Raw genomic sequence first — 18,392 nt, 5'->3', positions numbered from 1 at the left:
TGGCGACCGGTCCTGGCGACCGGCCCCGGCGACACCGGCGACACCGGTGCAGCGGCTGAGCACGGCTGGGCGGTCCGGCTGCGGTCCATGATCACGGACGTTTCGCGGGGCTCCAGCCCCTCAGAAGTTCCGTGATCTGCGAAAGATCTTGTCAAGCGGTGCCGGGCCGCGCACCCAGCCGTGCCCTCGCGGTGCCGGTTCGCGGTGCCGGTTCGCGGCGTCCGGGGCCGCCGTCCGGAGCCCGCCGTCCGGAGCCCGCCGTCCGGAGCCCGCCGTCCGGAGCCCGCCGTCCGGAGCCCGCCGTCCGGGGCGGCCGCGCTCCGCGCTTGGCCTGACCCGGGTTGCTTGATCATCGGAAACATCTGGCTGTCCAGGAGCCTGTTGCGTAATTCGGATCCCTCGCGCGTCAACCCCGACAACCGCGCCGATCTTGGAGTTGTGGTCCTTGACAAATCCGGACAAATTCGGAGGTTCATGGCGCCACAACTCCAAGATCGGCGCGTAGTTGGGCCGCCGACGCCGTCCCAGCGAATTGCGCAACAGGCTCCCAGGCAACCCGAAGTTTTCCCTTGATCTACGAACCGCAGCCGCACCACCCGGCCGCGCTCAACCACCGCGCCCATGATCGCGAGATGTTCGCGATCACCGAGCGCGGCGGCTGAGGCTGGTCGCAGTTGCGGCCGGACTCCGCAGCAGCTGCGATCGGCGGGGCGGCCTTGGTCGAATGCTGTAGCCCGGGACGAGTTGCCGGCCTGCTTCATGATCACGGAGACTCGGTATTGCTGGAACAGCACCGGGTTTTCGTGATCTGAAACTGATTGCGGGAGGCCGAGGACTGTCGTGGCGCGAGCTCGCCGAACGCTCGGTCCCGTGCACTTCGGCCGGTGCCTGGCCATGATTGCGGCAAGTTCGCGATCATGTGTGCTGGCCCCTGAAGGGCAGAGCGATCAAAACGTCGACCTTGGTCGAAATCCGTGGCCGGGGAGCCGAATCCGTCCGACGATCAAGGCTGACCAGCGAAGTGCAATGAAAAGGGCCGGCTCCGGGAGGCAGCCGGCCCTTGACGTCTCAGTTGCGGCCGGTGATGGCGTTGACCTTGGCGCCACGCCGCTTGAACGTGCCCCGCTTGTCCAGCGCGCGCTCGGCCGGCACCAGCATGAGGGCCAGCGGCGCTGCGATGTACCAGCGGTCGAGCATGACATAGGCAACGATGTTCATGACAACGCCGAACGCGTAGAGCGCGATGAGCCAGTCGACGCGCTTCTCGCCGATCCCGCGCTTGTTGTAGGCGTCGAGAACACCGAAGGCGCCGATGCTGAGGGCCAGGAGGCCGCCACCGCTCATCAACGCGAAGATCAAATCGGTCACGTCACTCACCCTTGCCTCCCCGTTACCAGCAGCAAACTCGAACTAAGCTAAGCGGACATTTCAAGATCGACCATCAACTTTGCGACATCCGCGTCGTCCGGACGGCGGCACCCGATCAACCGTTCGACCGATTCAACTGATCTTGCTCAGCAGTAGAGCGCGCGTCTCTTCGTCGCAGGCGGCACCGGCCACGCCGGCCAGGTAGGCCTCACGCGCACCGAGTCCGAGATCGGCCGCGATCCGGTGTTCTTGAGCCAGATCCGTGTTGAACATAGCCGGGTCGTCGGTGTTGACGGTGCACGGCACGCCGGCCGCGACCAGCGCAGGCAGGGGGTGCTCGGCCAGCGACGGGACCGACCGGGTGCGCAGGTTCGAGGTGGGGCAGACGTCCAGCACGAGGCCGCGGTCGACGATCTCGGCCAGTACGGCCGCATCCTCCACGGCACGAATGCCGTGCCGCAGCCGGTCGGGTTCCAGGCTGAGCATCTCCCGCACCGACTCGGCACCCGCCGACTCCCCGGCGTGGGGCACCACCGCGAGACCGCCGTCACGGGCGATCTCGAACGCCTTCGCGTAGAGCAGCGCCGAACTGGCCCGCTCGTCGCCGCCCAGGCCGAGCCCGACGATCCCGCGGTCGCGGTACCGCGCACTCCAGCGGGCCACGTCCTCGGCCAGTTCGACAGGCATGCCACGGTAGAGGTCGGGGGTCAGCCGCACGATGACCCCGTGCCGCTCCCGCGCCTCGACGATGCCATCGGTGTAGCCCTCGAACAGGTCCTCCCAGGCGACGCCGCGCTGGACCCGCTCGCCGGGCGAGAAGATCGCCTCCAGGTAGACCGCGCCGTGACCGGCCGCCACGCCCGCGTAGTCGACCACGATCTGCCGGAAGTCCGCCGCCGTGCGCAGGCAGTTGGTGGTCAGGATCCACACCTGGACGAACTTCGCGAAGTCGGTGAACTCGTAGAGTTCCTGCACGCCCTCGACGGTGTCGGCGGGCAGCGGCAGTTCGTTGCGGCGCGCGATCTCCAGGAGGGTCGCCGGCGGCACGGCGCCTTCGAGATGAACGTGCAGCTCGATCTTCGGATGCGTCATGGTCCCAACGTAACGACGGGCCCCGGTCACCCGTTCGGCGCACCGGAGCCCGTCCGACCTCCCCAGGTCGAGTCCTCCATGCTTTGTACAGGCTGGAGATCGACCTGTCGATAGACGGCGGGCTGTGCGACGGACCTGCTACTTCAGGGAACGGGCCTCGTGGGAGTAGATCAGCTCGAGGATCGACCGGGCCGCCTCGAACCAGCGGTCCAGCCACTCCTGCTGCGGCAACGTGCCCTTCGGCGGCAACTCCATGAGCAGGCCGCGCAGCAGCGGGTGATCGGCCATCGATCCGCTGGGCGCCGCGTCGAGCCAGGGGTCCCGGCCGAACATGGGCTCGTCCAGCGGGCCCGAGGACAACGAACCCGAGGACAACGAACCCGAGGACAACGAACCCGAGGACAACGAACCCGAGGACAACGAACCCGAGGACAACGAACCCGAGGACAGTGAACCCGAGGAGAGTGATCCTCCGGTCAGCGGTCCCATGTCCGCCACCAGTGAGGATTCGGGCAGCTTGGGCGGCGTCAGCGACCCGCCGATCAAAGAGCTGTCCAGCGAGCCGTTGCGCGGCGACAGGTCGTCGATCGGCCCGTCGCCGATGCCGGCGTCCCGGCGACCGCCCGGGCGGTAACTGCCCAGCTGCCCGGAGAAACGGTCGTCGGTCTTCGACGATCCGTTGCCGAAGTTGTCGGGGCCAATGTTCATCGGTGCAAGCCTTATCTCACTCGGGGGAAATGCCGAGGTGCGACACTCACACATACAACGACGATCCGGGCGCAACGGCCACGCTCCCGGCAGAAAACACAAAAACGACCGGCCCGCTCCGCGCGTGCGGAAACGGACCGGTCGACGCGCCCGGCGCATTCCTACGCCAGGTCGAACTCCCCGTCCTTGGTGCCGTCGACGAAGGCCAGCCACTCTTCCGGGGTGAACAGCAGCACCGCCCCGGCCCGGTCCTTCGAATCGCGCAGGGCGACCGCCCCGCCGACGAACGCCACCTCGACACAGTTGTCGGAGTAGGGACCGCTGCGGGTACTTTTGCGCCAAACGGCACCGTCGAGGCTCACGCTGAAGCCCTTGGCTTCGATCTTCACTACAGCTCCTTTGCCAGCTTCACGATCAGAGACTCTGACTCGTCAGGACGGAGTGCGTTGGCGCGCAAGTAGTCAAAGATGAATCCGTAGCGCTGAAGCTCGTCGTCCTTCTCGAGAAAGAGACCGCCGGCAGCGTTCGAAGCGAACACGAAATTCTGTCCGGCGGACTCGTCGTACAGCAACATCGTGAATGTCCCGTCCATCCCGGCGTGAGCTCCGGCGGCAAAGGGCAGCACCTGAAGGGTCACGTTCGGCCAACTCGCCGCCAGGCTCAGATGCTCGAGTTGCCGGCGCATGACCGCCCCGCCACCGACCGGGCGGCGCAGGACGGCTTCGTCCAGCACCACCCAGAGATCGATCGGGTCATCCTGAGTGAGTAACGACTGTCGCCCCATTCGGACACGGACCCGCTTCTCCACCTCGGTGGCGCTGATGTCCGGCCGGGCCGCGTGGATCATGGCCTGCGCGTACTCCTCCGTCTGCAACAGGCCAGGCACGACGAGCGCCTCATAGGAGCGTATGTGATCGGCGGCCGCCTCGAGCCCGACATAGGCACCCGTCAGCACGTCGCCGTAGAGCTGCCACCAACCCTTCTGCCGCGCCTCGCGCGCGATCTTCAGCAACTGGTCGGCGTAGTCCGGGTCCACGCCGTAGATGTCGAGCATGTCCCGCACGTCCCGCGGGGTCACGCCGGTCTGCCCGGTCTCGATGCGGGAGATCTTGGAGCCGGAGCACTCCAGGCGCTCGGCGACCTGATCGATCGTGACGTGCGCAGCCTCCCGGAGCCGGCGCAGCTCCATCCCGAGCTGCCGGCGCCGCAGGGTCGGACTGCCTCGACGACTTGCCACGCTGTCGCACCTCCGCGCCGAGATCGTACGTAGTCACGTCACGTATAGATCAGGGCAACATCCTAGGACCGCGCAAGGCGACGACGGCACAACATCCGGCAACTCATACGCACGATGGAAAGTTCGTCTTGCAAGTTGCATGTCTTGAGGTTCTGGGGCAACCTGTCCGTGTGGCCGAGGTTACGGAGTGTTCACCTGGGCGGAACACTTTCACCTTTGCGGACGCAGCGACAAACGATCGGACCGATCGGCGGTGATGGCTCTGGACGCGAAACCTGGCCGCCACCGACCTTCCCCGACACGCCGACGGAAGACGGGAGTCCTACTGTGTTACCGAGAACCGGTGACGTCCTGCGCGTGACAAAGACCGCGAGTGTGCAGTTCACGTCGCCGATGCTGTTCCGGGTGATCAGGGTTCACGACTGGCAGACCTACGACGGCTGGGCATGGCTGGACGGCTACCAACTCAACGCCAGCGGCGACGCCGTCGAGCGCCGGTCCATCTTCGTCCTGCTCCAGGGCCTGCAGCCCGGCTTCATCACGCGAACCTCGCGCGTCCCGGCCGCCCGCATGCCAGTGCCGGTGGGATAGTCCGCATCTTCCCGCACACCGCGATCGAAGGGTGGATCCCAGGCTGTCGAAGAGCCGGGGTCCGTCCTTCGATCACTTTTTTCGCCTGGTCTGACGGGCGAGAGCTTGTTCATGACGCCGACGGCGCCGGCACCGACGGCGGCGAGACGGTGACCGGCGCGGTGGCGACCACCAGCGTGACCGTGTCACCCGGCTCGACCGCCTCGCCCTCACCGGGCCGTGTCGACAGCACCTCCCCGGGCGCCACCGAGCCGTCGGCCTTGCGCTCGACGGCCACGTTCAGCCCCAGCACCTGCAGCTTTACGGTCGCCTCCGCGAGCGTCGCACCGCGCAGGCGGGGCACGACGACCGGGCCGGCGGGTGACGGCGCGGTGGTCGTGGGCGCCGGCTCGGACGAGGGCACCTCCTCCGTCGTGGCCGCGGTTGTCGGCAACGGTACGGCCGAGCTGCCCACCGACAGCGCCGGCGCCGGGTCTTCCGGCGTGTTCGCACCCTGCTCCGTCGCACGGTAGATCAGCCAGATGCCGGTGGTCAGGACGGCCACCAGGACAAGGGCCACCATGCCGACGATCACCGGGGTCAGCCACGACCGCCCCTGATACGGGTCCTCCTCTTCGGTGACCCACTCCTGCGGGGCAGGACGGCGGAAACCGGGGTCCCCGGGCCGCGGCACGTTGGCCCGGGCGGACCAGCGCGGCGCGTCGTCGACCGGCGGCTGGACCGCGGTCGGATCCGCCGCCGGCGGCGGTGGCACATCGTGCACCGTCTCGTCCGGCCCCTGCTCGTCGAGCGGGCGAAACGGCCGGGTCTGGTCCGACTCCGGTCCCGGCTGCCCGAACGGCTGTGTCCGGTCCGGCTCGGACGACTGGTCCGGGCTGTGCGGCATAGGTCCAGTTCACCACCTTGTCCCGGCGCCACGAAGGCGCCGCGACGTACTGATTCCCGCCGCTGCGCCACCTGTAACCCACCCTCCGTAGTGCGGCTGACGTTCCCACGACATCGACTCGCCTGGTTGGACAGCTGGGCGTACGCTGCGCGGCATGGCGGCACGAAGCTGGGCAACCTCAATATTCACCGCGATCGGTGTCGCGGCGGGCGCGGGTGCCGCGCAGCTCGGTCTCGGCTACGGACTGGGCATCATCTCGTGGCAGCCGGCCGACGACAGCGCCACCGTCTGGGTCAGCAGTCTGGCCTGGGTGGCCTGGCTGGCGGCGACCTCGACCGTCATCGGCGCCATATGCGCCGACCGGCTCGCCGCAGGCGGAGCACCGGTCCCGGCCAATCCGCACAGCGCCGCCGGACAGGCCCTGATGATCGCCTGGCGGGTCGTGACCGCGCTCGCCGCGGCCGTGGGCTCACTCATCATCGTGCCGCTGGTGGCGATCCCCGCGCGGACGCCCCGGCCCGACAACGCCGCGCCATACTTCACCGCCGGTGGATATGCGGTCGCCGGCATCATCGTCGGCCTGCTGCTCGCGATCGGCGCGCTGACCGCCCGGGCGATCGCGGCCAACATCATCGCCTCGTCGGCCTGGCTGTGGACACTCGCCGTCGTCGCGGTCGCCGACGTCGTGCGGGTCGAGGGCGACACGGCCATCGCCGCCCAGCTCGGCACCTGGCAGTTCACCGACGCGGTCTGGATCCGCGGCATGGTCAACCTCCCAGGTGCGCTGCTCATGCTGGCCACCGCGCTGATCATCGGCGCGCTGGCGGCCTGGCCCGCCGGCCGCCGCGGCGACAACCGGGTCGGCGTCGCGATCTCCGGAGCCGCCGGACCGTTACTCGTGGCGATCGCCTACTTCCTGGCCGTGCCCGCCCTCGGCGAGCGTGACCAGCACCTGTCGGCGTTTGTCATCGCGCCCTATGCGGTGCTCGCCGGCCTCGCCGGCTCGGTCATCGTCTCCGCGATCGGCACGCCACGCTCCCGCGCCCAGGCCCGTGCCGCCCGCAAGGCGTCCGCCGAAGATCGTGACACGCGCTCCGCCGCCGAATACTCCGACTGGACCGCGGCCCTGGCCGATGCGGACACCGCCGAGGCACGCCGCCGGTCGGCCGCCGGTGAGAGCGTCGACGACCCGTGGACGGCGCCCGAGGACACGGAGAAGGAGCCGGTGACGGTCGGCGCCGACGTCGACTCGGCCAAGGATCTGGAGTCGGACGCCTACGCACCGGCCCGGGCCTACGGCAGCGGTGAGAAGTCCGGCCGCACCTACACGTCGGAGTCGGCGAACCGCGCCTACGCCGAGGACACTGTGGACGAGCCGGCCGTCCCGGCCGGCTCGTCGTCGGGCCAGGCCGGCCGTGCCCCGGTCACCCCGCTGTGGCCCGAGTCGCCGGCCGATCCCGCGCCGGCCAAGCCCACGTCGGGCCGCAAGAGCCGGGGCCGGGGCAAGCCCGCCGAGTAGCGAACCCTACACGGGCCAGGTGTGGACCGGCTCGTTGGCGTGCAGGCCTTCGCTGTAGCGCAGCAGCATCTGCCGCAGGGCCGACGTCCGGTCGAGATGGTGCCGCTCCTGGAGGTCGCGCACCACCTCGGTCTGCCAGGCGGCGCCGTTGTGGCCGGTGCGGCAGCGTCCTTCGATGACGCCCAGCAGCCGGTCGCGGGTCGCCGGCTGCACACCGAAGCGGTCCAGGCCGGCCGACGCCATCGGGAGCATCTCGTCGAGGACCAGTTCACCGGCGCGTACCTCACCGAGGCCCGGCCACCACAGGCGCGCATCGAGGCCCTCCCGGGCGGCGGTGTGGAAGTTCTCCTCGGCGGAGGAGAACGGCAGCTGCGTCCAGATCGGCCGGTCGTGCTGGACCAGTTCGCCGACGAGCCCGAAGTAGAACGCGGCGTTGGCCAGCTGGTCGACCACCGTCGGTCCGGCGGGCAGCACCCGGTTTTCCACACGTAGGTGAGGGCGGCCGTTCATGATGTCGTAGATCGGCCGGTTCCAGCGGTAGATGGTGCCGTTGTGCAGCCGCAGCTCACCGAGGTGCGGCACGCCGCCGGCCTCGAGCACCGCCACCGGGTCCTCGTCGTCGGTGATCGGCAGCAGCGGCGGGAAGTACCGAACGTTCTCCTCGAACAGGTCGAAGATCGACGTGATCCACCGCTCGCCGAACCACACCCGGGGCCGCACGCCCTGTGCCTTGAGCTCCTCGGGCCGGGTGTCGGTGGCCTGCTCGAACAGTGCGATGCGGGTCTCCGCCCAGAGTCGCTTCCCGAAGAGGTACGGCGAGTTCGCCCCCACCGCCACCTGCATACCGGCGATGGCCTGCGAGGCGTTCCAGTGCAGGGCGAAGTCCTCGGGGGCCACCTGGAGGTGGAACTGGACGCTTGTGCACGCCGACTCGGCGGCGATCGAGTCGGACTGCGCCTGCAGCCGCTCCTGCCCGCGGATGTCGAGCGTGATGTCCTCGCCGCGCGCGTTGATGATCTGCTCGTTGAGCAGCCGGTATCGCGGATTGTTCGACAGGTTGTCGAGCACCGCGTGCTCCTGCCGCAGGGTGGGCAGGATGCCGATCAGCACCAGCTGGGCGTCGGACTTGCGGGCACGCTCGTCGGCGTGGACGAGGCTGGCGAGGACCTCCCGCTCGTACACGTCGAGCCCATCACCCTCGATGACCCTCGGCGCGACGTTGATCTCCAGGTTGAACTGGCCGAGCTCGGTCTGGAACGACGGATCGGCGAGATCCGCGAGCACCTCGGCGTTGCGCATCGCCGGTTGGGCGCCGGGGTCGATGAGGTTGAGCTCGATCTCGAGACCCGTCATCGGCCGGTCGGAGTCGAACCGGAAGTCGTTGAGCATGAGGGCGAAGACGTCGAGACAGCGGCGCACCTTCTGCCGATATCGAGCGCGGTCCGCACGCGAGAATGCTCCCCGTGTGACGTCCTGGCCCATGCTGTCCCCAACCGCTGCCCCTCTTGGACCCTCCACGTTAGGAGTGGGCCGGGTGTACCGCTAGGGACAAAACGGACGCCAATGCAGCCGAGGGTAAGCGCGACCTTGCGGAGGGTGGGAGATTTCGCCCACCCTCTGCACGACGGTCGAACTCCGGCATAACCGGAATCAGCCCTGACGGACGCCTTCGGCGCCGATCTCGATCTTGACCTTCTTGCCCACGAGAACGCCGCCGGTCTCCAGCGCCTGGTTCCACGTGATGCCGAACTCCTCGCGGTCGATCTCGGTCGTGGCGGCAAAGCCGATGACCTCCTGGCCCCACGGGCTCTTCGCGTGACCCTCGAACTCGACGTCGAGCACGACCTCGCGGGTCACGTCGCGGATGGTCAGGTCGCCGACGACCTTGAACTCGTTGCCGGACGCACTCTCCACGCGGGTGCTCTTGAAGGTCAGCGCCGGGAACTTCTCCACGTCGAGGAAGTCGGGGCTGCGCAGGTGGCCGTCGCGGTCGGCCACCCCGGTGTCGATGCTGGCGGCGTCGATGCTGACCTCGACGTGCGACTGCAGCGGGTCCTCGGCCACGACGATGCTGCCGCTGGCACTCGTGAAGCCGCCGCGGACCTTGCTCACCATCATGTGGCGGGCGACGAAGCTCACGCGGGTGTGAGCCGGGTCGAGCTCGAACTTGCCCGGAGTCGGGATGGTGAGCCCGTTGAACTCGCGGGTGTTCGCGGGTGCGGTCATGATGGGTCCCCTCAAATGTGCTGCGGTGAAGAAGGTTGTCGCCGCAAATATACTCTCGGCAGAGTCTCGTTTGTCAAGCACTCTCTTGCTAGACTCGCCTTGTGACCGACAAGCTGCTGAAAGATCCGCGAATCACCGCCATGGGCCTGTTCGTGGAGGCCTTCACGGGAATCAACGCGCGGCTCAACATCCAGCTGGCCGAGCACGGCCTCGGCAGCGTCGACTTCGAGGTGCTCGTCCGACTGTCCCGCTCACCCGGCGGCGAGCTGCGGATGACCGACCTCGCCGCGCAGACCGGCCTGTCGACCAGCGGCGTGACCCGCGTCGTCGACCGCCTGGAGCGCGACGGCTTCGCCACCCGGCGGGCCTGTCCGACCGACCGGCGCGGCTCGTTCACCGTGGTGACCCCGGCCGGCGTGGCGAAGATGCACGAGGTGCTGCCCGGTCACGTCGCGCTCATCGAGGAGTGGTTCACCGGCAGGCTCTCACCGGAGGCACTCGATCAGCTGCTCAGCAGCCTGCGGACGATTCGTGACGCGGTCCGCCCGGGCGCGACCTCGGGTGTGCAGGGTCAGCCGCAGGACGTGCGGGCCGCCGCATAGCGCCGCGACGTGCGGTTTGTCCGTCGACATAAGTAATGGACTTGTTGTCGGGTGAGTAACCGGCAGGACCACCGGCAGCTTCAACTCCCATCGATCCATAAATCCGGTATATCCGTCCGTACCTCCCGAACGACTCGGATAGCCTCCACGGCCGGGGAGGCACCGCACCCCCGCAGGGGGCCGGCACGGACGAAGCAAGGTGGGAGGGGCGTCAACGCGCTCCAGGGGCCTTCGTCCGTGCCGTTTCCGGCAGCGGCCGTTCGCCGAGCAAGGCCCGTTCCCGCGGCAGCAGCGCCAGGCCGCCCCGCTCCCGGATGCCGTTGAGCTCGTCGAGTGCGCGCCGCCGGACCTCGGGCTCCCCGCACGCGGCCAGCCCCGTCAGCGCCTCCAGCACGTCCCGGATGTCGTCACGACCGGCCAGCAGGTTCGCCGCGGACTCGAAGGCACGGGCGGCAGCGGTACGGTCACCGCGCCCCACCGCCAGATAGGCCGTGATCATGTCGGACATCCCCGCGCCACCCGGCATCTCGGCGAGCTCCACCAGCACGTCCGCCGCGTCATCGGGCCGGCCCGACTCGGCCAGTGCCTGACCCAGCGTGCCCAGCGCCCGCACCCGGTGCGTCGGGTCGCCGATCTCGGCGATCGTGGCCGCCGCCCGCCGGCCCAGGTCGACGGCGTCGTCGAACCGTCCGTCGAGCCGCGCCACCTCCGCCAGGTTCGCCTGGGTCAGTGCCCGGATCCGCGCGTCGCCGGCCTCCACCGCACGCCGGCCGGCCGCGGTGAGCCGCCGTGCCGCCGTCGCCAGGTCACCGGTCCTGATGTCGTGCCACGCCAGGTTGTTCTGCGCGACCCCGATCTCCCGGACCCGTCCGGTGCGGATCGCCAGCCCGAGCATGGTCTCGAGGTGCCGGCGCGACTCCTCGGCGCCGCCCACCGCCTGCCAGATGCCGGCCAGCAGCGCCCGGGCGGTCAGCTCCGCGCTCGTGTCGCCGCACGCCACCAGCACCTCGAGCGCCGCCTCCGTCGCGCAGAGCTCGACCACCCCGCGGCCGTGCGCGCTGGCGAGCATCGCCGCACCCACCTGCGCGACGGCTCGCACGAGCGGGTCGCAGTCCTGCGCGCGCCGGTCGTCGAGCAGCCGCCGCAGCAGGCGGTGCGCCTCGACGTCCCGCCCGCGCAGCCGGCACCACCGGGGAATCGCCCCCGCCAGGCGCAAGGCGATCGCCGGATCACGGACGGAGGTGTACCGCAGTGCCGACCGGATGTCGCTGTTGAGGTAGTCGAGCCGCGACACCGCCAGCGCGCTGCCCGGTCCGGTGAACTCCGCCGAGATGCGGACCGCGACCCGGGTGACGACCTCGGCGTGCCGCAGCCGGGTGTCCCGCAGCTCACTGTGGTTCGCGCACTGTTCGGCGGCGAAGTCCATGACCACGTCGAGCAGCCGGAACCGCAGGTCGCCCGGTCCTCTGACGCTGACGAGCCCCAGCCCGACCAACCGGTCGAGGATCGCCTCGACGTCGACGGTGTCGTCGAGCAGCGCCTCGGCCAGCTCCAGCGACCACCGGCCGCGGAACACCGACAGCCTGCGCAGCGCGGCCTGTTCCCGCTCGTCGAGCAGGTGGTAACTGGCGGCGACGGCGTCACGGAGCCGCCGGCCGCCGGCGTCGGTCGGCGCCAGGTCGAGGACGCGGTGGCCGTACCGCGAAAGCAGCTCCGGCAGCTCCAGCACCCGGCCCCGCGCGGCGGCGAGCTCGATCGCGAGCGGCAGCCCGTCCAGCCGGCGTACCAGCTCGGCGACCGCGCCGACCTCCTGGTCCGCGACGGGTTCGCGGCGCACCTGGCGCAGCCGGTCGAGGAACAGCGCGACGGACGGCACGCGCCGCAGGGCCGCGGGGTCCGCGTACGGCCCGGGCGGGGGAAGATCGAGCGGCTCCACGCGCCAGTCGACGGCACCTGGCACCTCCCCGGCGAGCGGCCGGCGGCTGGTCGCGAGGATCCGCACCGCCGGCACCCGTGAGCGCAGCCAGTGCATCGCCTCGACCGCCGCCCTCGGCGACCGGTCGATTCCGTCGAGGACCAGGAGGGCGGGCCGGCCGGCGTACCGGTCGACGAGTTCCTCAGCCCGTGCGACCCCGAACACCGCGGCGACGGCGGCGAAGATGTCGGTGGGTCGGGATACGTTGGTGATGGTGACGGAGACGGCGGTGGCACCGGCCGCCGCGACCCGCTGCGCCACGGCGTGGGCGAGCCCGGTCTTGCCGATGCCGGCCAGCCCGACGAGCGCGATGAGCTCGGCGCCGTAGGGGCCGCCGAGCAGCGTGAGCAGCTCCGCAACGTCCGCGTCACGCCCGACGAGGGGCGGGTGGGTCGGCAGGGGCAGGGTCGGCGTGACCTCACCGGCAGTGCTGCCCGCAGCCGCCCGGGCGGGGACACCGCGCCCGGAGACCCGACCCGTCGGAGGGCCACCGCTGCCGAGGACACCCGTTCCGAGGACTTCCCCGCCCGGGACGCCGCTGCCGTTCGGCGCGTCAGTGTCCGGGACAGCTCGGCCCCGCACGCCGCCTGCCACGATCTGCTCTGGCACACCACCTGGCATGGCCCGGCCCGACGCGCCGCCGTCCGATGTGCCCGGGCCCGGCGCACCGCCGCCCGGCATGGTCCGCTCCCGCACACCATCGCCCGGTGCGGCCCCGCCCCGCGTGCCGCTGCCAGGAGCAGCCCGTCCCGGGACACCGCTCCCCGGCGTGGCCCGGTCCTGCACGCCGCCGACCGGCCCGGCCCGCCTCGGCACGCCGCTGCCCGGGACAGCCTGGCCCGGGATGCTCTGACCGGATGTGTCTCGACCCTGGGCGTCCCTGCCCGGGAGGGCCTGGTCCGGAAAGATCTGGCCGGGGCCGCCCGCCGGCAGACCCGGGATGCTCCGAGGGTGGGGCCGGCCCCACGGGTGATCAGAGACGCCGCTCGGGCCACCCCGACCGCCGGCGCTGGCCACGAAGTCGTCGCGGTCCGGGCCGCTCAGTGACAGGGCCTCGGCCAGCAGCGACACCGTGTTGCGCTGCGGACGGGCGACCCGGCCGCGCTCCAGTTCGCGCAGCGTCCGCACGCCCAGACCGGTCCGGCTGGCGAGTTCCTCCTGGGTCAGTCCGCGGGCGAGGCGACGGGCCCGCAGCGTCGCGGCGAACCTTGCCCCGGCATTCTGCGAATCATGGCCCGGACCTGGAGACATGTTGATGAAGCGTACTTATTTGCGCTGGTACCCAGAAGCTGGGCGTCGGAACCACGACGATCGTCTATACAACCACCGTCGACCGGGTGGGAGGCGCCGGGCGGCGGCGCAGGAACGGCGGGGCCCACCAGTTCCAGCTGTCCAGCATCGTCATCAGCGCCGGCAGCAGCAGGCCACGCACGACGGTGACGTCGATCAGCACCGCGACCGTCATGCCGACACCGATCTCCTTGACGGCGACCAGGCCGCCGAACGTGAAGCCCAGGAACACGATGCCGATACAGATCGCGGCCGCGGTGACCACGGGGCCGGATCGGGTGATGCCGCGCAGCACGGCCCGGTTGGTGTCCGGGCGCTGGTCGTACTCCTCCTTGATCCGAGCCAGCAGGAAGACCTCGTAGTCCATCGACAGGCCGAAGATGAACACGAACAGCAGCACCGGCGTGGTCAGATCGACGCCGCCCCAGGAGTCGAAGAAGAGCGGAATCTGTCCCCAGCCCCACTGGAACACCACGACCAGGACACCCAGCGTGGCGAGCAGGGTCAGCAGGTTCATCAGCACGGCCTTGAGCGGGATGATCACCGAGCCGGTCAGCGCGAACAGCAACACGACGGTCACCAGCAGCACGACGAGCCCGGCGAGCGGCAGACGCTCGGCCAGCGACTGCCGGTAGTCGATGACCTCGGCGGTCGGCCCGGTCACGGACTTCGCGAACGGCGTCTGCATGGCCCGGATCCTGCGGACCAGCTCACCGGACTCCGCACCGCCGACCTCACCCTTCGGCGTCAGGTCGAGGATCGTGTAGCCCTTCGGGACGTCGGGCCGCACCTCGAGCCGGAACACGTAGGTCTGCAACTCGCCGTTGATCTGGTTCATGAACATGCGGACGTCGGCGCGCTCCGGGCCGGCCTCGACGAGCACCACGACGTCTTCGGGCTGGTTGTTGTTGAACTTCGACTGCAACGCGTCGTACGCCTGGCGGGCCTCGTTGCTGTGCGGCAGGGCTCGGGCGTCGGAGTTCGCGAAGTTGGCCCCGAGCAGCGGGGCGGCCAGGACCAGCAGGCCGATGGTCACGCCGAGGGCGACGGGCCCGGGGGCCTTCTGCGCGCGGGTGGCGAGGCGGGCCAGCAGGTTCCGGTCGCCGCGCGGCTTCCACAGGCCCTCGCCCGCCGGCTTGATCTTGTTCTTCGCCACGGCGAGCAGGGCCGGCACGAGCGTGAGGGCGGCCAGCGTCGCCAGCACCACCACCGCGGCGCCACCCAGCGCGACCGCCGCGAGCAGCGGCTCGGCGAACGCGGTCAGCCCGGCGAGCGTCAGCGCGACCGCGATGCCCGAGATGGCGACCGCACGCCCGGACCGGGCCACCGCGGTCACGAGCGCTTCGGTCGGCTCGTGTTGCAGCAGCTCCTCACGGAAGCGGGCGACGATCAGCAGCGAGTAGTCGACGGCGAGCCCGATGCCGAGAAGCGTGACGACGTTGAGTGAATACTCGCTGACCTTCGTCACATGACTCAGCCCGAGCAGAAGCAGCAGCGAGCCGGTCACGCCGACGATCGCGACCGCGAGCGGCAGGCTGGCCGCGATGACGCCGCCGAAGATCAGCACGAGCGCGACGAGCAGCGCGGCGAACGCGACGCTCTCGCCGATCGCCAGGTCGTGCACCGACTGCTCGGCGAACGCGCGCTCGGCGATCTTCGTGCCGCCGACCTTCACGCTGGGCGCCTCGATCTGCTCGAGGCGGGCCTTCACCTTGTCCTCGAGTTGCTCGCGGTCGGCGTCGCCGAGCTTCGGGTCCAGCTCGACCCGCACGGTGGTGCTCATGTTGTCGGCGCCGATCTGGCCGCCGGGCCCGGTGTAGAGGTCGTTGACCTCCTTGACCCCGGGCATCCCGCGGATCTCCTGGGCGGCCTTGCTCACGCTCGCGTTGAGGCCGCCGTCGTAGACCTCACGGCCCTCGATGACGGCGATGACCATGGAGCCCTGCGGGGCCAGCTCGTCGATGCGGCGCTGGGCGACCGCGGACTCGCTGTCGGCCCGGTTCGTGCTCGTCTCGACGAGCCGGTCGAACAGGCCGCCCCCGAAGACAGCGCCGGCCACCGTGACCGCCAGCCACAGCCCGATGACGGGCCACCGGTGGCGGTCCATGAGCGTGCCCAGTTTCGCGAACATCGGAGTATGCAAGCACGTCCCACGGCCGCGCGAACATCCTCCTGTCGCTCTAGAGTCCCAGCGAGCGGGAGATGATCATCCGCTGGACCTCCGAGGTGCCCTCGCCGATCTCCAGGATCTTGGCGTCGCGCCACATGCGGGCCACCGGCGTCTCGTTCATGAAGCCGTATCCGCCGTGGACCTGGGTGGCCTCCCGGGCGTTGACCACGGCCGCGTCGCTGGCCTGCAGCTTCGCGATCGCCGCCTGCCGCTTGAAGTCGCGGCCGTTGACCAGCCGGCTCGCCGCGTCGTAGTACGCGAGCCGCGCGGTGTGCGCCCGCGCCTCCATGTCCGCGATCTTGAACTGGATCGCCTGGTAGTCCCCGATCGGCTTGCCGAAGGCGCGCCGCTGCCTGGCGTAGGCCAGCGACTCGTCGACGCAGCCCTGCGCGAGCCCGACGCCGAGCGCCGCGAACGCCACCCGGCCCTCGTCGAGGATCCGCAGGAACTGCGCATATCCACGGCCGCGGGTGCCGAGGAGGTTTTCGGCCGGGACCCGCACGTCGTCGAAGCTCAGCTCGTGGGTGTCCGAGGCGCACCAGCCGACCTTGGAATAACCGGGCTGGACGCTGAACCCGGGAGTGCCGCTCGGGACGATGACCGTCGACAGCTCCTTCGTCCCGTCCGGGTTGACCCCGGTGACCGCGGTGACCGTCACCAGCGCGGTAATGTCGGTGCCCGAGTTGGTGATGAACGCCTTGGATCCGTTGATCACCCACTCGCCGGTCGCCTCGTCGAGCACCGCGCGGGTCTGCGTGCCGCTCGCGTCGGAGCCGGCACCCGGCTCGGTCAGCCCGAACGCGGCCAGGGCCTCGCCGGAGGTGAGCTTGGGCAGCCAGCGCCGGCGCTGCTCCTCGGTGCCGTACCGATAGATCGGCATGGCGCCGAGGGAGATGCCCGCCTCGAGGGTCACCGCGATCGACGAGTCGACGCGGGCCAGTTCCTCGAGGGCGATGCACAGCGCGAAGTAGTCGCCGCCCATCCCGCCGTACTCCTCGGGGAAGGGCAGGCCGAACAGGCCCATCTTGCCCATCTGGCGGACCAGGTCGTAGGGGAAGGCGTGGCGCTCGTAGTAGTCGCCGATGACGGGCGCCACGACGTCGTGGGCGAACTCCCGGACACTCGCACGGAGCGCCTCCAGGTCTTCGCCGAGCGTGAAGTCAACCATGATGCATCCCTCCGTGAGGTCAGACCGGGGTCACGCCGTGACGGCGGCGCGAGAAGTGACGGTCCTTGCCCTGTGCCGCGGCGAGGCGGCGGATGATCTCACCGCGCAGTGCGGACGGCTCGACGATCGTGTCGATGACGAGCTCGCTGGCCAGCCGCATGATGTCGATGTCCCGCTCGTATTCGGCCCGCTTCTGCGCGACGAACTCGGCGCGCTCCTCGTCGCTGCCCAGCGCCGCGATCTTGTTGGCGTAAACGGCGTTGACCGCGGCCTCGGCGCCCATGACGGCGATCTTCGCGGTGGGCAGGGCGATCGTGGCGTCGGGCTCGAAGCCGGGACCGGCCATGGCGTAGAGACCGGCGCCGTACGCCTTGCGGACCACCACGCAGATCTTCGGCACCGTGGCCTCGGAGATCGCGGTGATCATCTTGGCGCCGTGCCGGATGATGCCCTGCTTCTCGACCGCGGAGCCGACCATGAAGCCGGGCACGTCGGCGAGGAAGATCAGCGGCACGTTGAACGCGTCGCAGAGCTGGACGAACCGGGTCGCCTTGTCGGCGGAGTCGACGAAGAGCACCCCGCCCTTGAACATCGAGTTGTTGGCCACCACGCCGACCGGCTTGCCGTCGATCCGCCCGAAGCCGACGGTGAGCTCCTTGGCCCACAGCGCCTGGATCTCGAAGAACGAGTCCTCGTCGAGCAGCCCCTTCACGAAGCGCCGCATGTCGAAGGCCTGCCGTTCGCTGGCGGGGATGTCCGGGACACCGGTCGCCGGGCGGGCGTCAACGACGGGAGGCCGCTGCGAGTAGTTGGACGGCAGATAGGAGAGGTATCGCCGGACGGTCTCGACGGCGTCGGCCTCGGTCTTGCACAGGAAGTGCCCGACGCCGGACTCGGCGCAGTGCACCCGGGCGCCACCCATCGCCTCGAGCGTGGTCTTCTCGCCGGTGACCATCTCGACCATGCGGTCGGAGCCGAGATACATCGAGGCGTTGCCCTCGACCATCGCGACGACGTCGCAGAACGCCGGGATGTACGCACCGCCGGCGGCGGAGGGCCCGAAGAGGGCGCAGGCCTGCGGGATGCTGCCGCTGGCGCGCACCTGCGTGTGGAAGATGCGACCGGCACCGCGCCGGCCGGGGAACAGGTCGACCTGGTCGGTGATGCGCGCACCGGCGGAGTCCACGAGGTACACCATCGGGACACCGTCGTTGTAGGCCCGCTCGATGATGCGGATGATCTTCTCGACGGTGCGGGCGCCCCAGGAGCCGGCCTTGACCGTCGAGTCGTTCGCCATGAGGCAGACCGGCCGGCCGTCGACCGTGGCGGCGCCGGTGATCACCCCGTCGGCGGGAAGTCCCTCGGCGAGCGCGTTGGCGAACAGCCCGTCCTCGACGAACGACCCCTCGTCGACGAGCATCGCGACCCGTTCGCGTGCAAAGAGCTTGCCGCGCGCCGCGTTGGCCGCGTGGTACTTCTCCGCACCCCCGGCCTCGATCCGCTTGCGCGTCTGGTTGAGGGCATCACCCTCCATGGTGCGACCTCCGCGTCGGCTGCCTG

15 protein-coding genes are annotated in these 18,392 nt (G+C 70.1%); 3 read left to right on the top strand and 12 right to left on the bottom strand.

Annotated features, from left to right (window positions below):
• Positions 1–1,068: 1,068 nt before the first annotated feature.
• From Dfulv_RS00325 to Dfulv_RS00305, 5 genes are all read right to left on the bottom strand, one after another.
• Positions 1,069–1,368, bottom strand: a complete 300-nt coding sequence (locus tag Dfulv_RS00325; protein WP_259860583.1) for a hypothetical protein — start codon at positions 1,366–1,368, stop codon at positions 1,069–1,071.
• A gap of 132 nt (positions 1,369–1,500) precedes the next feature.
• A complete protein-coding gene (gene add / locus Dfulv_RS00320) occupies positions 1,501–2,460 on the bottom strand; it encodes an adenosine deaminase (RefSeq protein ID WP_259860582.1) in 960 nt (319 codons plus the stop codon).
• A gap of 138 nt (positions 2,461–2,598) precedes the next feature.
• Positions 2,599–3,168 (bottom strand): hypothetical protein, encoded by a 570-nt coding sequence (locus Dfulv_RS00315; RefSeq protein ID WP_259860581.1) that lies wholly within the window; start codon positions 3,166–3,168, stop codon positions 2,599–2,601.
• A gap of 161 nt (positions 3,169–3,329) precedes the next feature.
• Positions 3,330–3,557 carry a DUF397 domain-containing protein gene (locus Dfulv_RS00310; protein ID WP_259860580.1) on the bottom strand — a complete coding sequence of 76 codons (228 nt, stop codon included), beginning with the start codon at positions 3,555–3,557 and terminating at the stop codon, positions 3,330–3,332.
• Complete coding sequence (locus Dfulv_RS00305) at positions 3,557–4,357, bottom strand: helix-turn-helix domain-containing protein (protein WP_406567906.1); 801 nt, start codon at positions 4,355–4,357, stop codon at positions 3,557–3,559. The genes Dfulv_RS00310 and Dfulv_RS00305 overlap by 1 nt, the downstream gene beginning before the upstream one ends.
• A 375-nt stretch (positions 4,358–4,732) precedes the next feature.
• Between Dfulv_RS00305 and Dfulv_RS00300 the strand changes: the two genes are divergently transcribed.
• Complete coding sequence (locus Dfulv_RS00300; RefSeq protein ID WP_259860578.1) at positions 4,733–4,996, top strand: hypothetical protein; 264 nt, start codon at positions 4,733–4,735, stop codon at positions 4,994–4,996.
• Positions 4,997–5,105: 109 nt separating this feature from the next.
• Here Dfulv_RS00300 and Dfulv_RS00295 read toward each other — a convergent pair whose 3' ends face one another.
• Positions 5,106–5,882 (bottom strand): PASTA domain-containing protein, encoded by a 777-nt coding sequence (locus tag Dfulv_RS00295; RefSeq protein WP_259860576.1) that lies wholly within the window; start codon positions 5,880–5,882, stop codon positions 5,106–5,108.
• A 154-nt stretch (positions 5,883–6,036) separates the two neighbouring features.
• Here Dfulv_RS00295 and Dfulv_RS00290 point away from each other — a divergent pair, with 154 nt between their 5' ends.
• Entirely contained in the window at positions 6,037–7,401 is a 1,365-nt protein-coding gene (locus Dfulv_RS00290; RefSeq protein ID WP_259860575.1) for a hypothetical protein, read from the top strand.
• 6 nt (positions 7,402–7,407) lie between these two features.
• Here the strand turns inward: Dfulv_RS00290 and Dfulv_RS00285 are convergent, their stop codons facing one another.
• On the bottom strand, positions 7,408–8,883 hold the full coding sequence (locus tag Dfulv_RS00285; protein ID WP_259860574.1) for a glutamate--cysteine ligase family protein: 1,476 nt from the start codon (positions 8,881–8,883) through the stop codon (positions 7,408–7,410).
• Positions 8,884–9,051: 168 nt separating this feature from the next.
• Positions 9,052–9,627 (bottom strand): YceI family protein, encoded by a 576-nt coding sequence (locus tag Dfulv_RS00280; protein WP_259860573.1) that lies wholly within the window; start codon positions 9,625–9,627, stop codon positions 9,052–9,054.
• 101 nt (positions 9,628–9,728) lie between these two features.
• On the opposite strand from Dfulv_RS00280, the gene Dfulv_RS00275 reads away from it, so the two are divergent.
• Complete coding sequence (locus Dfulv_RS00275; protein WP_406567905.1) at positions 9,729–10,229, top strand: MarR family winged helix-turn-helix transcriptional regulator; 501 nt, start codon at positions 9,729–9,731, stop codon at positions 10,227–10,229.
• Positions 10,230–10,440: 211 nt separating this feature from the next.
• Here the strand turns inward: Dfulv_RS00275 and Dfulv_RS00270 are convergent, their stop codons facing one another.
• The 4 genes from Dfulv_RS00270 to Dfulv_RS00255 form a co-directional block, all read right to left on the bottom strand.
• Positions 10,441–13,455: a helix-turn-helix domain-containing protein gene (locus tag Dfulv_RS00270; RefSeq protein ID WP_259860572.1), complete on the bottom strand. Its 3,015-nt coding sequence runs from the start codon at positions 13,453–13,455 to the stop codon at positions 10,441–10,443.
• A gap of 64 nt (positions 13,456–13,519) precedes the next feature.
• The gene (locus Dfulv_RS00265) at positions 13,520–15,625 is read right to left on the bottom strand and encodes an MMPL family transporter (protein ID WP_259860571.1); all 2,106 of its coding nucleotides are present in this window, start codon (positions 15,623–15,625) and stop codon (positions 13,520–13,522) included.
• A 49-nt stretch (positions 15,626–15,674) separates the two neighbouring features.
• Entirely contained in the window at positions 15,675–16,832 is a 1,158-nt protein-coding gene (locus Dfulv_RS00260) for an acyl-CoA dehydrogenase family protein (RefSeq protein ID WP_259860569.1), read from the bottom strand.
• A 19-nt stretch (positions 16,833–16,851) separates the two neighbouring features.
• Positions 16,852–18,366 (bottom strand): acyl-CoA carboxylase subunit beta, encoded by a 1,515-nt coding sequence (locus Dfulv_RS00255; protein ID WP_259860568.1) that lies wholly within the window; start codon positions 18,364–18,366, stop codon positions 16,852–16,854.
• Positions 18,367–18,392 lie beyond the last annotated feature (26 nt).

Origin of the sequence: Dactylosporangium fulvum, assembly GCF_025137375.1 — a bacterium.
In the GTDB taxonomy this organism is placed as follows: domain Bacteria; phylum Actinomycetota; class Actinomycetes; order Mycobacteriales; family Micromonosporaceae; genus Dactylosporangium; species Dactylosporangium fulvum.
The sequence above is the reverse complement of the archived record's forward strand: the minus strand, read 5'-3'. Positions and strand labels throughout refer to the sequence as shown.

What these genes read in the sequence shown, in the direction of transcription:
- Dfulv_RS00280 (WP_259860573.1), bottom strand. Translation starts at nt 9,627, where the DNA reads ATGACCGCACCCGCGAACACCCGCGAGTTCAACGGGCTCACCATCCCG.
- add (WP_259860582.1), bottom strand. Translation starts at nt 2,460, where the DNA reads ATGACGCATCCGAAGATCGAGCTGCACGTTCATCTCGAAGGCGCCGTG.
- Dfulv_RS00315 (WP_259860581.1), bottom strand. Translation starts at nt 3,168, where the DNA reads ATGAACATTGGCCCCGACAACTTCGGCAACGGATCGTCGAAGACCGAC.
- Dfulv_RS00255 (WP_259860568.1), bottom strand. Translation starts at nt 18,366, where the DNA reads ATGGAGGGTGATGCCCTCAACCAGACGCGCAAGCGGATCGAGGCCGGG.
- Dfulv_RS00285 (WP_259860574.1), bottom strand. Translation starts at nt 8,883, where the DNA reads ATGGGCCAGGACGTCACACGGGGAGCATTCTCGCGTGCGGACCGCGCT.
- Dfulv_RS00270 (WP_259860572.1), bottom strand. Translation starts at nt 13,455, where the DNA reads ATGTCTCCAGGTCCGGGCCATGATTCGCAGAATGCCGGGGCAAGGTTC.
- Dfulv_RS00265 (WP_259860571.1), bottom strand. Translation starts at nt 15,625, where the DNA reads ATGTTCGCGAAACTGGGCACGCTCATGGACCGCCACCGGTGGCCCGTC.
- Dfulv_RS00260 (WP_259860569.1), bottom strand. Translation starts at nt 16,832, where the DNA reads ATGGTTGACTTCACGCTCGGCGAAGACCTGGAGGCGCTCCGTGCGAGT.
- Dfulv_RS00305 (WP_406567906.1), bottom strand. Translation starts at nt 4,357, where the DNA reads ATGGAGCTGCGCCGGCTCCGGGAGGCTGCGCACGTCACGATCGATCAG.
- Dfulv_RS00290 (WP_259860575.1), top strand. Translation starts at nt 6,037, where the DNA reads ATGGCGGCACGAAGCTGGGCAACCTCAATATTCACCGCGATCGGTGTC.
- Dfulv_RS00295 (WP_259860576.1), bottom strand. Translation starts at nt 5,882, where the DNA reads ATGCCGCACAGCCCGGACCAGTCGTCCGAGCCGGACCGGACACAGCCG.